A 13,919-nucleotide genomic window follows, 5' to 3' on the forward strand; every position below is an offset into this window, starting at 1 on the left:
AGGAACCCCACGCCTATGACCCAGACCGCTACGCTGGAAATCGCGCTGCAGGCCATCACGGCAGCCACCGACAATGCGCCCGAGCCACTGGCTAAGCTGGTGGATGCCATCCGCCCCCGCCGCGCCGGCGATGTCGACGCCGCCGTGAACGCCCTGCGCTCGCTGGCCTTCCTGCTGGCCCAGCATGCCGAGTACCGCACCGGCCTGCGCAACTACCTGATGCGCCTGATCAGCACCCGCCGCCAGCTGCACCTCTATACCGATACCGGCATCCTCTCCAACGAGGGCGTCTGGAGCGCCTTCCGCCGCCGCCTGGGCGAAAAACTCCTGCCTGGCGAGTATTGCGATGGCTACCTCAAGGATGTCTTCGGCCGGGTCTTCGCCCGCAAGGACGACTACCTCTGGGTCGAGGCCGTACCGGACAAGGTCTGGCAGGAAGTCTGGACCGCCATGCGCTTCGCCGAAGGCGAACACACCCGCGATGCCCGCAACACCCTCAGCGAGCTGCTGGAGGCCGCCCAGGTCCTGTCCTACCGTATCTCCTCAATTGGCCTCGAGCCTGAGCTCGTCCGCAACTATCCCGCCATCGAACGCTTCGAGTCACCCTTCCTGACCCAGAACGTCGCACTGCGCGAATACCTCGAAGCCTACAAGGCCCGCCTGCTCGAACCCGAGCGCGAGCATGAAGACGACAGCCACGTCCGCATCCTGCTCGACCAGTGCGAAGAGATCATCGTCAAGCTGCGCAAGATCGCCGCCCAGAAAGGCGTCAGCGTCAGCCTCACCTACCTGATGGTGCGCCTGCAGCAACACCTGGCCCGCCTGCGGCTAGTCCTGGACCTGCTCGCCCCCGAACACGCCCGGCACCTGGCCGAACGCTCGGTACGCTTCTTCAAGCAGCTGGTGGAAGCAGACAACCGCAAGACCAGCCTGCGCGACCTGTTCGCCACCAACACCGATCTATTGGCCCTGCAGATCACTGAGCACGCCGGCCGTACCGGGGAGCACTATATCGCCGGTAACCGCCGCGAATGGGCCGCCATGGCCAAGTCCGCCATGGGGGCCGGCTTCATCGTCGGCTTCATGGCCATGATCAAGATCCTGACCGCCAAGCTCAAGCTCGCCCCGCTGATCGAGGCCTTCGCCTTCAGCATGAACTACTCGCTCGGTTTCATGCTGGTGCACATGCTGCACTTCACCATTGCCACCAAGCAGCCGGCCATGACAGCCGCCCGCATCGCCGCCAGCATTGAGCAGCAAGGCAAGGGGGAGGACAGGCTGGATGCGCTCGCCAGCCTGATCGAAGCCGTCGCCCGCACCCAGTTCGTTGCCATTCTCGGCAACATCGGCCTCGCCATCCCCACCGCCTTCGCCATCGCCATCGGCGTCAAGTACGGCCTGGGCGAAGTCTGGGTCACACCCGAGAAAGCCGGCCACCTGCTGCACGATCTCGACCCCATCCACAGCCTCGCCCTGCCGCATGCGGCCATCGCCGGCTGCTGCCTGTTCCTGTCCGGCCTCATCTCCGGCTACTACGATAACAAGGCCGTCTACAACCGTATCCCCGAGCGCCTGTTGCAACTCAGGTGGCCCCGCCGCTTGTTCGGCGACGCCCGCTGGGAACGCCTCTGCCGCTATATCGAGAACAACCTCGGCGCGCTGGCCGGTAACTTCTTCTTCGGCATCATGCTCGGCTCCATGGGCACCATAGGATTCCTGCTGGGCCTGCCGCTCGATATCCGGCACATCACCTTCTCGTCCGCCAACCTGGCCTACGCCGCGGTGGCACTGGACTACCAGCTAGGCTGGCAGACCTGGGCCCTGTCCATCGTCGGCATCCTGCTGATCGGCCTGACCAACCTCGCCGTCAGCTTCGGCCTCGCTCTCTTCGTCGCCCTGCGCTCGCGCCGCATCCGCTTTGTCGATGGCTGGGCACTCATGCGCCGCCTGTTGCGCCGCTTCTTCCGCGCCCCGCAACGCTTCTTCATCGCCCCCAAGGAAGCCGCCGTCATCCCGCCGGTCACCGAGGCCGCCACCAAGACGAGCTGAACCCGACGCGGCCCGCCAGCACCAGCAGGCAAAAGCCCTGATTGATTCGGGGCTTTTGCTTGGCGCGCTCTCATCCCGCGGGCTTGGAGAGTGCGGGCTATTTGCCTCACTTCGCCACAACAACACGGTCAGGGAACCACACCACACCGATCCGGGGCTATGCTCCACCCACGGCATGCCACCCGCCTCGCTCACGATCCCCCGCCCCTCACTCACGATCCCCCGCCCCTCAGAAAGGCCACCCAGTCCATGAAGCCCATCCAGATCCTCGCCGCCACCACGCTGCTGCTGTACGTCACTACTGCCTGGGCCGGCGAGCGCGGCTACTTCGGCTTTTCGATGTCCATCGACGCCGAAGGCATGTTCTGGAACCCCACCCTTAAGGCGGTGAAGATCGAGAAGGTCACCCCGCAGTCACCGGCCGCCAGGGCCGGCATCACCGCCGGCGACTACATCATGGAAGTCGAAGGCAAGCCGGTCGCCGGCGCCAAGGCCGATACCCTCAAACCCTATCTGGAACGTGAAATCGGCCAGTCCACCCGGCTGGGCATCAAGAAACCCAGCGGCGAGACCGTGGCCCTCACCCTGGTCGCAGAGCCCAAGGCCGACAAGAAATAATCCGGCCGCTGGCGGGAGCCGGCACGCAGGAAAAAGGGCGCTAAATGCGCCCTTTTTGCATCAACCCGACATAGTCCCGACCGATATCGGCCTCGTCCTAGGGCTGCCTCGTGCCTGTGTAGGTTTGGCCGCCACGGATCAGCGAGAATGAGGACACCATACCGTCGGCATCCGGCTCGAAGCGGATCGACATGTCCTGCGCAGTCATGAAGTAGGCGTTCCCGGCTTCCGGAAATAGCGCCATGCGGCCAGGCCCGAACAGTTCGCTCTGGAAATAGAGCTGCCCATCCTCGGCGACGACATGGGCCGGCAGCTTGAGCAGGCGATAGTCGCCAGTCTGCTGGCGCTGTGCGGCGGCATCCGCCGCGATCGCTACCTTCTCGGTCACCTGGAACTCCGGCCAGCCGTACTCTGCGGCGATGCTGCAAAGAATCTCGTCAATCAGGGCCGCGCCGTTCGTACCGTTGGTCATGATCACCGCCCCCTTGCCAGTCCCCGTATAGCCATAGATCTGGGCCCGGAAGCCTTCGGTGCCACCACTGTGGCCCAGGCTGGTGCTTGCGCCCAGCTTCTCGACGAAGAAGCCGAGACCGTATTCACCTAGGCCGCGTGTCAGCATGGTGGCCGCCATGCCTTGCGACAGGATCTTGCCGGATAACCCGGCCTCCGCACGCTGGACCGCAATGACGACGCGCGCCAGATCGGTTGGCGTGGTCCACAGGCCGGCCGCGGCGGATTCCGGATAGACATGCCAGGCACCGTCGACGGCGCTGCCATCGCCCTTGTGCCCCGTCGCGGCCAGCTGGCGCCAGGCTGCCGGCAAGGTGGGAGCGAAGGTGCTGTGGCGCATCCCCAGTGGCTTCAGTACCGCCGCCTGCATGTACTGCTCGAATGACTGCTTGCTCGCCTCGGTCACCATCAGCTGGACAACACTGTAGCCGCCACCCGAATAGCGCCAAACGGTACCTGGGACGGCATCGACACGGACCGGTTCGGAATTCGCCGGCGCGAGGCCGTCGAGTACCTCAAGCAGCGTCGGTCGCGGCTGTCCGGCGGCATAGCCATCGAAGCCATGCACCGTCAGGCCCGCACTGTGGTTGAGCAACATGCGCAGGCTGACCGCATGCCCTTGAGTCAAGGCGTTGTCCGGGAGCTGCCAGGTGGAGATCTGCCCGTTCACCGCATCATCCAGCGCCAGCTTCCCCCGCTCGACCAGCCTCAAGGCACCGATGGCGCTGACCGTCTTGCTGATCGAAGCCGCCTGGAACAGCGTACGGGTGGAGGCGGGCCGCTGGCTGGCACCATCCAGCACGCCATAAGCACGTGCCCATTCGATCCTGCCATTGTTGATGACGGCGATGCTGACGGCCGGCACCTGATGGAATGCCATGCGCGCCGCCATGCTCATCTTGCGATCAGGCGCGTCCTTGACGACAACCCGTGTCGACAGACCTTGCTCCACCCTCAAAATCCTGGCCTGAACGGTGCTCGACAGGCGCGGGTCGGTGATCGCAGTCGAAGTCGCCTGGGCCGGTAGGCACAAGGCCGATAGCAATAGTGCGATGCAGGAGATCCGTAGCATTTTTTGGCGATGGGTCCGTCATGTCGGAAGCCGCAGAGTGGCATATCGCCGACCACTCGTCAGGAGAAAGTTGTGACCATCGCCAACATGGCGCCTACCCTTTCGTCAGTGCCACCCATGAAAAAGGGAGCCGCTTGGCTCCCTTTTCATATTCGTATCCGCTACACCGCGAACGCCGGGTCGTCCCGCCGTAGTTCCGCCTCGATCAGGGCATAGACTCGATCACGCAGCGCGGGCAGGTCCGCCTCGGTCAGCCCGGCCGTCTCGATCGGCGGCAGCCAGCGGAACACCACCCGGGCAGGCCGGAACAGCAAGGAGTTGACGCGCTGTGCGCCACGCATATTGAGCTGCACGAAGGGCTGCAGCGGCGCCTGGGCGGCGATGGCGAAACGGAACGGGCCGTCGCGGAAGGACTGCAGGGGCGTCGTACCCCGGTTGCGCGTCCCCTCGGGGAAGATAAACACCGGCCAGCCCGCATGCAGGGCCTTGCCCAGCTCCGCCACGCTGCGCTGGCGGCTCTCGGGCGAATCACGGGTGACCAGCACCGCAAAGCTGCGGAACAGAAATCCCAGCAACGGAATACGTGCGAACTCCTGCTTGGCGAGCACCTTGGCCGGCTGCGCGCAGGCGATCGCACACACCGGCATGTCGAGCATATTGCAATGGTTGCCGACGATCACCGGGGCCGGCTGCCAGCGCGCCTGGCCCTCGACGCTGACGCGTATGCCGCTCAGCAACGACCACAGTCGCATCGATACCCGGTTCGCGGCGAACATCAAGGTCAGCCGCGGCCGGTCAGGCAGCAGGAAGGCCACGAAATAGAAGGGGATGACACCGGCAACGCCGATCAGGAACAGTAGCCCGACATAGGCGCTATAGATCGCCTGGATGATACGCATGGCGGGAATGACTCGTTAGGACTGGGCCGGCATTCTGCCTCGCGCCGGGCCCGACTTCAAACCTTACCGTCCAGCCCGAGCTGCATATGCAACTCGCAGACCCCGGCCGGCACCGGTTCGCTGAAATGATAACCCTGCATCTTGTCCACCCCCAGCCCCTGCAGGAAACGAGCCGCATCCAGGGTTTCCACCCCTTCGACCACCACGTCCAGCCCCAGCGCCTGCGACATCTGCACGATGGCCTGCATGATGCGCCGGCCCGACTCATTGTTCAGACGAGCGGTAAAGCTCAGGTCCACCTTGAGGATATCGATCGGCATGTCATGCAGCTGCGATAGCGACGAATAGCCAGTCCCGAAGTCATCGATCGCAATCTTGAAGCCCGCCTCGTGCAACTGCTTCAGATGCTTGGACTGCCGCGCCTGGTCGGTCAGCGCCAGGCTCTCGGTAATCTCCACGATCACGTCCGACGAGCGCAGCTTGAACTCCTCGACCGTACTGATCAGGTTGCGCACGAAACGCGGCGAGAACAGCAGGTTGCGCGACACATTGAGCGACAAGGGCTGCTTGAAGCCCCGCTCGCGCCAACCCTTGAGCTTGGTCAGCGCCTGCACCGTGATCTGCTCCGACAGCTCGCTGATCAAGCCCAGCTTCTCCGCCATCGGAATGAACAACTGTGGCGTGATCCAGCCCGCCGTATCGTCATGCCAGCGCGCCAGCGCCTCGACCGAGCTGATCTCGCCGGTACGGGTGTTGACAATGGGTTGGTAGAACACCTGCAGCTCGTTGTTCAGTACCGCGTGGTTGAGCCGCGTCTGCACCGCCATGTGCTCGCGGCCCATGCTCTTGAGATGGACGATATCGCCGTAGAACTGCACATTGTTCCGGCCCATGGACTTGGCGTGATACATGGTGCTGTCGGCCAGTCGCAACAGGCCCTCGGCGCTGTCCGCATTGTCCGGGTAGACCGCCATGCCGATCGAGATCGTCGGCCGGGTCTCGATGCCTTCCAGCACCACGCCCTGCCGGGCAATCTCGCGCAGCCGTTCCGCCACCTGCGCCAGCGTGGCGAGGTCGGGCAGGTCCGGCAGCATGACGATGAATTCATCGCCCCCCCAGCGCGCCAGCACGTCCTGCTCGCGCAGCACCGAACGTATCTGCTGCGCCAGCGTGGTCAGTACCAGGTCGCCGGCCTGGTGGCCAAAGGCGTCGTTGATCTGCTTGAAATGGTCGAGGTCGATAAAGCCCAGCGCCACGCGCCCGCCATTGCGCTGCGCGCGCTGCAGGGCCTGGTTCAACAAGTCGTCCAGCAGCACCCGGTTCGGCAGGCCGGTCAAGCTGTCGTACAGCGCCAGCTGACGGATATGGTTTTCGCTCAGGTGGGCTGCGGTCACGTCACGCAGCACCCCGCGCAGGCCGTGGTTCAGGCCGTCGGCACCCCAGTTGGGCAACAGCCGCGCCTCCAGCCAGACCGCTTCGGTCTCGCCGCGTAGCAGCCGGAACCGCACCGCCAGCGGCTCGCCGGTATTGAGCACATCCGCATAGGCCTGCTGCAAGGGCAGCCGGTCCTCGGGGTCAACAAAATGGATCAGCGCATGGCCCAGGTCGGTCCGGCTCGCATTCGGGGTCAGACGCAAGGTCGCCCAGGCAGCCGAGAGCTGCGTCAAACGGCCTTCCTCGCTCAGTTCGATGACCGCCTCTTCCAGCTGGTCCAGCGTCTCGATCATCGCGCGGCGGCGTGCCTCCTCGCGCATCAGCTCAGTCACGTCGCGCACCAGCGCCACCGCGTGGCGCCGCGTACCGTCCTCGCTGGGTACGGCCTGCAGCCGGCCGATGCAATAGATCGCCCCTTCGAGCCGCGGCAGGGTGAATTCAAACTGCTCGCGCGCATCGCTCGCCAACGCACGTGGCAGCGCCTGTCCAAGCGCCCAGGCCATGTCGGGCGGGAAGGCCATGTCCAGCGGCAAGCCCACCAGACTGGGGCTGGGCAAGGCGGGATGGTGCGACCAGACATTGACGACAATACCGTCGGCGTTCAGCTCGAACACCATGTCCTCGGTCGCGCCCACCAGCGTCGCCAGCCGTTGGGCGCTCACACCCATGCGGGCCTCGGCCTCCTGCCTTACCAGCGCCAGCGCCAGGTAGTTGGCCAGCGTGGCCATGAAGCGTGGCTCGCCAAAGGCGCGCCGACGGGGTGTCTCGAAATAGATCAATCCCAGAAAGCCGATCAGCTCGCCGGCATCCAGCAAGGGCACACACAGCAGGTGCTGTATGCCCAGCGGCGCCAGCATAGTCTGGGTCGCCGGCAGCAGCTCGCTGACCTTGCGTTCCAGCATCAGGCCGGACGACAAGGTCTCATGCAGATCACGGTATAGGCGGTAGTCGAGCCGCGCTAGCGCGGCCTCGACATGATCCGGCAGCTTGGCATCGCCACGCCAGGCCCCCACGAAGCGGGCCTGCAGCCCACCGGCGCCATGCCGGTACAAGGCCGCACTGCTGGCCTCGGCCGCCTGGCCGATCGCCGCCAACGCCCGCTCAAGCGCCTCCGGGCTGGCATCGGTGATCAGTTGGCCAGCCGCGTCCAACGCCTCAAGGTAGTCGTGCGTACTATTAGCGCTGCTGGCAGTCTTGGCGTCGTCAAGGGTGCGACGGGCGTTCATGGGGCTCTCCCGCCCCTCTCGGGGCAAGCGGCCATCTTACTCTGGAAATGACATCAACATGGTGCAGGCTGGCAATGAAAAGGCCGGACTATCCCGTCCGGCCTTCCATCAAGCTTACTCGGCAGATTCCGCTGCCTCGGCCTGCGCCGCCAATTGCTCCGGCGTCAGCACGGTCTCGGCGTGGCCGCATTCCTTCTGCGGACAGACCTTTTCCAGGCCACGACGCTTGGTCGTCTTCAGCGTCAGCACCGGCCACTGGCATTTGGGACAGGTCTCCGCAATCGGCGGGTTCCAGGTCGCATAGGTGCACTTGGGGTAGGTGTTGCAACTATAGAACAGCTTGCCGTAGCGCGACTTTCGCTCGATCAGCATGCCGGTATTGCAGACCGGGCAGGTCACGCCGGTATCCTTGGGCTTTTCCAGGGGCTCGATGTGCTTGCACTTCGGGTAGTTGGCACAGCCGATGAACTTGCCGTAGCGGCCGGACTTCACGATCAGTTGCCCGCCGTCATTCGGGCAGACCCGGTCCTCGATGACCTGGACCTGCTCTTCCGCCTTCTGCTCGGCCGTCTCGTTCATGTCCCGCGTGTAGTCGCACTCGGGGTAACCGGTACAACCCACGAACCGCCCGCGCTTGCCCAGGCGCACCGTCAACTGCTTGCCACACTTGGGGCAGGCTTCGTCCAGTGCCTCATGGGTCACTTCGCTACGCTTGAGCGCCTTCTTCTCTTCCACCTGCTGCGAGAAACCGGTCCAGAACTCCTCCATGACCGGAATCCAGTCCCGCTCGCCATTGGAGATCTCATCGAGCTTGTCTTCAAGCTTGGAGGTGAACTGGTAGTCCACGTACTGGCCGAAGTGATCGGTCAGGAACTTGTTCACCACCTCGCCGGTATCGGTCGGCAGGAAGCGCTTCTTGTCGAGGTTGACGTACTCTCGATCCTTCAGCGTCTTGATGATGGAGGCGTAGGTGGAAGGACGGCCAATGCCGAACTCTTCCAGCGCCTTCACCAGCGACGCTTCCGAAAAGCGTGGTGGCGGCTGGGTGAAATGCTGCTCGCCGTAGAGCTTGTCGACCGGCAGGCTCTCGCCCGCTTCCAGCGCCGGCAGCTTCGCGTTGTCCTCATCCTCGGCGTCATCTACGTCTTCTTCGTAGACCGCCAGGAAGCCGGCAAACACCTGCACCTGGCCGGTGGCCCGAAACACGGCTTCGCCGACTTCGATATCCACGCTGGTCGTATCGAAGCGCGCCGGCGCCATCTGCGAGGCGAGCGTCCGCTTCCAGATCATCTCGTACAGCTTGAACTGCTCGGCGCTCAGAAAACCCTTTACCGAAGCAGGCGTACGCAGGATGGACGTCGGGCGGATCGCCTCGTGCGCCTCTTGGGCATTCTTGGACTTGTTCTTGTAGACGACCGGATTGGCCGGCAGCGATTCGGCATCGAAATTATTGCCGATGAATTCGCGGATCTCGGCTACCGCCTCATTGGCCAGTGCCACCGAGTCGGTACGCATATACGTGATCAGACCGGTGGTGCCGTCCCCCAGCGCGATACCTTCGTACAGCTGCTGGGCAGTACGCATGGTGCGGTCGGTGGTCAGTCCCAGCTTGCGCACGGCTTCCTGCTGCATGGTCGACGTCGTGAACGGCGCAGTCGGATTCCGACTCTTGCGCTTCTTCTCGACATGGCTGACCTTCGCCGGCTTGCCGTCCACGCCCTTCAGGATCTCGGCCTGGGTCGCCTCGTCCGGGATATCGAACTGATCAAGCTTCTTGCCCTTCCACTCATTGAGCCGGGCACCGAACTTGGTCTTGCCCTTGTGGCTGTCGAGGTGGATCGACCAGTATTCCTGCGCGGTAAAGGCGCGGATCTCATTCTCGCGCTCGCAGATCAGGCGCAGTGCCGGGCTCTGCACACGGCCGGCGGAAAGACCAGAACGCACCTTGCGCCACAACAGCGGCGACAGGTTGAAACCCACCAGGTAATCGAGCGCGCTACGTGCCTGCTGGGCATTGACCAGGTGGCTGTCCACATCGCGCGGGTGCGCCACGGCAGCGAGCACCGCACTCTCGGTGATCTCGTGGAACACCACGCGCTTCACCAGCTTCTTGTCCAGCGCCTTCTTGCCGTTGAGGATTTCCAGCAAGTGCCAGGAGATCGCCTCACCTTCGCGGTCCGGGTCAGTTGCCAGATAGACGTTCTTGGCGGCCTTGGCGGCGGTGATGATCGCGTCCACATGCTTGGCGTTCTTCGCGATCACCTGGTACTTCATGGCAAAGCCATGATCCACGTCGACCGACCCGTCCTTGCGTACCAGTCCGCGCACATGGCCGTAGGAGGCAAGGATCTCGAAATCCTTGCCCAGGTATTTTTTCAGCGTCTTGGCCTTGGAAGGCGACTCAACGATCAACAGGTTATCGGCCATGCGGGCTCCGCTAGCGGCGGTAAAGTGGAATGCGTACAGCCCGACTGGTCGGACGGGCTGCGGCGCGATGTTAGGGGTAATTTAGGTGCGGCGACAGGATTTTCCAATGCTGTCGCACGGAATGGCACTTTTTGCCTGCGGCGCGCAACCTGGGAAACACGGCCCCAACCTTGAGGCACCGGCGGGATCATCCCCTCGCGGAGACAGCCGGACGGGATGCAGGCCAACAAGACTCGGCCCCCTGCGGCACACACGCTATCAATGCATCTGCCCGTCAGATTCGGCGAACAGCAACTCTTCAATCAGCAGGTTGGCGAGATCATCGCCTTGCCGCCATAAAACCATCAAGGCCACCCGCTTGACCGCTTCCTCGTCGATCGACTGCGCATTGCTCTGCATCAGCCGGTCGATCAGCAATTCGCGCTGTCCGGCACTCAGGGCGCCCGAGCTGCAGAGATAGTGGAAGAAAGCCTGCGCCTCCGGCAGCAGACGGCTCTCTTCACGGGGATGCAGCACCCGCGGCAACACTTCCTCGCGCTCATCCAGCAGCGCGTAGGGGGCATTGTCCAGCTCATCGAACTCGCTAAGCCAGTCCAGCGCCTCGCCGATCTCGTCCTCGTCAAAACCCGCGGCCGATAGTTGCTTGGCCAGCGTATTCCGGTCGGGACAATTCTCCAGCGAGAAATACTGTTCGAAGAGAAAGGCGAGTACATCGAACATTGGGCGTGGCACCTCGGAGCAAGCGTTAATAATGGCCAATCAAGCCAGTCGCTGGTAGCGGCCTCCAGGTAATTTGGCGACCAATCCTTCCAGTTCAAGCGTCAACAGCATCGCGTAGACCCGGTCAGGCGTCAAGTTTGCACGCGCTGTCAAGGTGTCGATATCCAGCGGATCATGGCCCAGTGCGGCCAGCAGGCTGGCTTCCACCTCGTCTGTCGGCAAAACCGGCTGGGCCGGTGTTTTTAGGACGATATTCTGTTCGCCAAGTTCCTCCAGGATGTCCTGGGCGGTCTCCACCAGCTTGGCCCCCTGCTTGATCAACTGGTGGCAACCCTTGGACAAGGTCGAATGGATGGACCCCGGAATCGCGAACACCTCACGCCCTTGCTCGGCCGCTTCGCGGGCGGTAATCAGTGATCCGCTCATCAGTGCCGCCTCCACCACCAGCACCCCACGGGACAAGCCGGAAATGATCCGGTTACGACGCGGAAAATTGCGCGAATGCCCGGGCGTGCCGAGCGGAAACTCGGACAAAATCACCCCCTCGGCCGCAATCCGGTGCGCGAGCGGATGGTTACGGGCGGGGTACACGATATCCAGCCCGGTACCCACGACGGCGATGGTACTGCCCGCACCGCTGAGGCCGCCTTCATGCGCCGCCGCGTCGATGCCGAGCGCGAGACCCGAGGCAATGCACCAGCCCCGCTGCGACAGATCACGCGCGAAGGCTTCGGCATTCTGTATGCCCTGCGGCGTCGCATTGCGGCTGCCCACCACCCCCAGGGTGGCGACATTCAGCAATTCGCGCCGTCCCTTGGCGTACAGCACCGCCGGCGGGTTGGGTATTTCCAGCAATCGCTTGGGATAGTCGGGGTCGGCCAGCGTCAGCAGGTGGTTACCCGGCAGGTCGAGCCAGGCCAATGCCTTGTCGAGCACTTCCGGACTGATGCCTTGCTTGATCGCCAGAGCCTGGCTGGAGGAAACATGCTGGCTGAGCGATGCCTGGCTGGCGGCCAGGACGGCCGCCGGACTGCCAAACACCGAGAGTAGACGTAAAGTGAGCGTGGACCCGATACCGGGCACCATCGTCAGGCGGAGCCAATCCGCACTATCGGGTTCACGCAAGGCATCCACCTCAAAGCGGAGGGATCGGCCGCAGCACGTCCCCCCGTCATTCTGACTAAATAAACTTAATTAGGCTTGCGAACAACATCGTTCAGGTTGATCGGCACCGTGCTGTCCAGCACCAGGCCGTAGGACAGCTTCGGGAAGACACGATAGATGAAGATGTTGCCGCTCTTCTCGGCCGGCGTCATCAGGTTGTCTTCCTTGCTCGACTCCTTGCGGATATGGCGCGGCGCCTTGTAGGCGAACAGCACATGGCCCAGTTCCATACCGTCACGCTGGCCCTTGTTCACCACCACGGTGGTGTAGGGGCCGGCATCGTTCACGCCACCGTAAGTGGAAATGACCTTGCCCACGATATTCGCTTCCGGCGTGTGCGGAATATAGTTGTTGTATTCCTTGCGTGGGCGCGGCACCAGACGGTCACCGATGGTGACTTCCTGGATGGCCTTGGTCACCTGCAGGGTGCTGACATCGGCCGTGGCCTTGGTCGTCGCATCGCCCACGTAGGTCACTTCATAACCCAGCAGTTCCTTGGTATCCGGATCACGCAGCTCCTTGCCACCGTGATAGATCTGCCACTGGTCGCCGGATTGGCCGTTGCCAATGCCGACAGCATAGGCCTTGTCACCGGTCGTGATGGTCAGGTGTTCGGTCGGGGCCTGGGCAATGCGTGGTGCAACCCGGAACTCGGCCTCATCCACCACCAGCGGCTTGGACAGGAAAGGCTCGATGGCACGGGCCGGGATGGCCGGCGCGGCTTGCGGATCGAACTGGGTCACCCGGACGCGCGGATTGAGCTTGGCATTACCGCGCAAGGCATCGTTCTTGTCGTTACCCAACAGGCGCAGACGGGGCGAACCACCGCTCGTGTCGAGTACGATCACGTCACCGGGGTAGATCCAGTGCGGATTCTTGATCTCTTCCTTGTTCATGTTCCAGATCTGCGGCCACTTCCACGGATCCTTCAGGAACTTGCCGGAGATGTCCCACAAGGTGTCGCCCTTGACGACGATATAGCGGTCAGGGGCGTTTTCTTGCAGTTTCAATTCATCCGCAAATGCAGGCTGGAGCAGACCCAGCGCTATAATGGCGGAAGGAACGAGACGGGAAATGAGTTTGGCGCGGAAAACCGAGGGGCGCATGGTTTGGCTTCCATTTGTGTTTGCCGGGCCGTTGCCGGGCGATTTATGCTGAAGGCATTTAAACCAATTACTCAAATTCTGCATCTAAATACATACGGTAGCAAGAAAATATGGCAATTCTGAATATCCTGCATTATCCCGACGAGCGCTTGCACAAAGTTGCCAAGCCTGTGGATAAAGTCGACGACGAGATCCGTCAGCTGATCGACGACATGGCCGAGACGATGTACCAGGCACCCGGCATCGGCCTCGCCGCCACCCAGGTGGACTATCACAAGCGTGTCATCGTGATCGATGTCAGCGAAGACAAGACCGGCCTCATCGCCTTGATCAACCCCCGTATTATCGCGGCGGATGGCAATGTCATGTTCGAGGAAGGCTGCCTCTCTGTACCCGGCATATATGAGGAAGTCGAGCGGGCCGAACATGTCGTGGTCGAAGCACTCGATCGCAACGGCAAGTCCTTCAAGCTCCAGGCCGACGGTCTCCTGGCCATCTGCATCCAGCATGAAATGGATCATCTCGACGGCAAGGTGTTCGTCGAGAAACTGTCGCGTCTGAAGCAGACACGCATCCTGTCGCGCCTCAAGAAAAACACCCGCAAGACCCTGTGATTCCCCTGTCGGTGCGTTTTGGCGCGCCGGCCGGGCATCATTCTTCCTTGCCACCGTCCGTATTGGCAGCAGCCAAGATG

The 13,919-nt window shown here is 62.9% G+C and carries 10 protein-coding genes; 3 read left to right on the top strand and 7 right to left on the bottom strand.

All coding sequences use genetic code 11. The features are described from left to right. Window positions 1-15: 15 nt before the first annotated feature. Complete coding sequence (locus ACYVHK_RS16235) at window positions 16-2,049, top strand: site-specific recombinase (RefSeq protein WP_460534211.1); 2,034 nt, start codon at window positions 16-18, stop codon at window positions 2,047-2,049. A 249-nt stretch (window positions 2,050-2,298) separates the two neighbouring features. Beyond that, window positions 2,299-2,667 carry a PDZ domain-containing protein gene (locus ACYVHK_RS16240; protein ID WP_460534213.1) on the top strand — a complete coding sequence of 123 codons (369 nt, stop codon included), beginning with the start codon at window positions 2,299-2,301 and terminating at the stop codon, window positions 2,665-2,667. Between the two features lie 97 nt (window positions 2,668-2,764). On the opposite strand, the gene ACYVHK_RS16245 is transcribed toward ACYVHK_RS16240, so the two are convergent. The 7 genes from ACYVHK_RS16245 to ACYVHK_RS16275 form a co-directional block, all read right to left on the bottom strand. Continuing rightward, complete coding sequence (locus tag ACYVHK_RS16245) at window positions 2,765-4,249, bottom strand: serine hydrolase domain-containing protein (protein ID WP_460534215.1); 1,485 nt, start codon at window positions 4,247-4,249, stop codon at window positions 2,765-2,767. 161 nt (window positions 4,250-4,410) lie between these two features. Further along, window positions 4,411-5,148, bottom strand: a complete 738-nt coding sequence (locus tag ACYVHK_RS16250) for a lysophospholipid acyltransferase family protein (protein ID WP_460534217.1) — start codon at window positions 5,146-5,148, stop codon at window positions 4,411-4,413. 56 nt (window positions 5,149-5,204) lie between these two features. After that, window positions 5,205-7,808 (bottom strand): bifunctional diguanylate cyclase/phosphodiesterase, encoded by a 2,604-nt coding sequence (locus ACYVHK_RS16255; RefSeq protein WP_460534219.1) that lies wholly within the window; start codon window positions 7,806-7,808, stop codon window positions 5,205-5,207. A gap of 114 nt (window positions 7,809-7,922) precedes the next feature. Continuing rightward, window positions 7,923-10,235, bottom strand: coding sequence for a type I DNA topoisomerase (topA, locus tag ACYVHK_RS16260; RefSeq protein ID WP_460534222.1), 2,313 nt, complete (start codon window positions 10,233-10,235; stop codon window positions 7,923-7,925). A 258-nt stretch (window positions 10,236-10,493) separates the two neighbouring features. After that, window positions 10,494-10,955 (bottom strand): Smg family protein, encoded by a 462-nt coding sequence (locus tag ACYVHK_RS16265; RefSeq protein WP_460534224.1) that lies wholly within the window; start codon window positions 10,953-10,955, stop codon window positions 10,494-10,496. 39 nt (window positions 10,956-10,994) lie between these two features. After that, window positions 10,995-12,080 carry a DNA-processing protein DprA gene (dprA, locus tag ACYVHK_RS16270; RefSeq protein ID WP_460534226.1) on the bottom strand — a complete coding sequence of 362 codons (1,086 nt, stop codon included), beginning with the start codon at window positions 12,078-12,080 and terminating at the stop codon, window positions 10,995-10,997. Between the two features lie 65 nt (window positions 12,081-12,145). Continuing rightward, window positions 12,146-13,225 (bottom strand): LysM peptidoglycan-binding domain-containing protein, encoded by a 1,080-nt coding sequence (locus ACYVHK_RS16275; RefSeq protein WP_460534228.1) that lies wholly within the window; start codon window positions 13,223-13,225, stop codon window positions 12,146-12,148. 110 nt (window positions 13,226-13,335) lie between these two features. On the opposite strand from ACYVHK_RS16275, the gene def reads away from it, so the two are divergent. Beyond that, the gene (def, locus tag ACYVHK_RS16280) at window positions 13,336-13,839 is read left to right on the top strand and encodes a peptide deformylase (protein WP_460534230.1); all 504 of its coding nucleotides are present in this window, start codon (window positions 13,336-13,338) and stop codon (window positions 13,837-13,839) included. Window positions 13,840-13,919: the final 80 nt, after the last annotated feature.

Source organism: Chitinimonas naiadis (genome assembly GCF_054780835.1).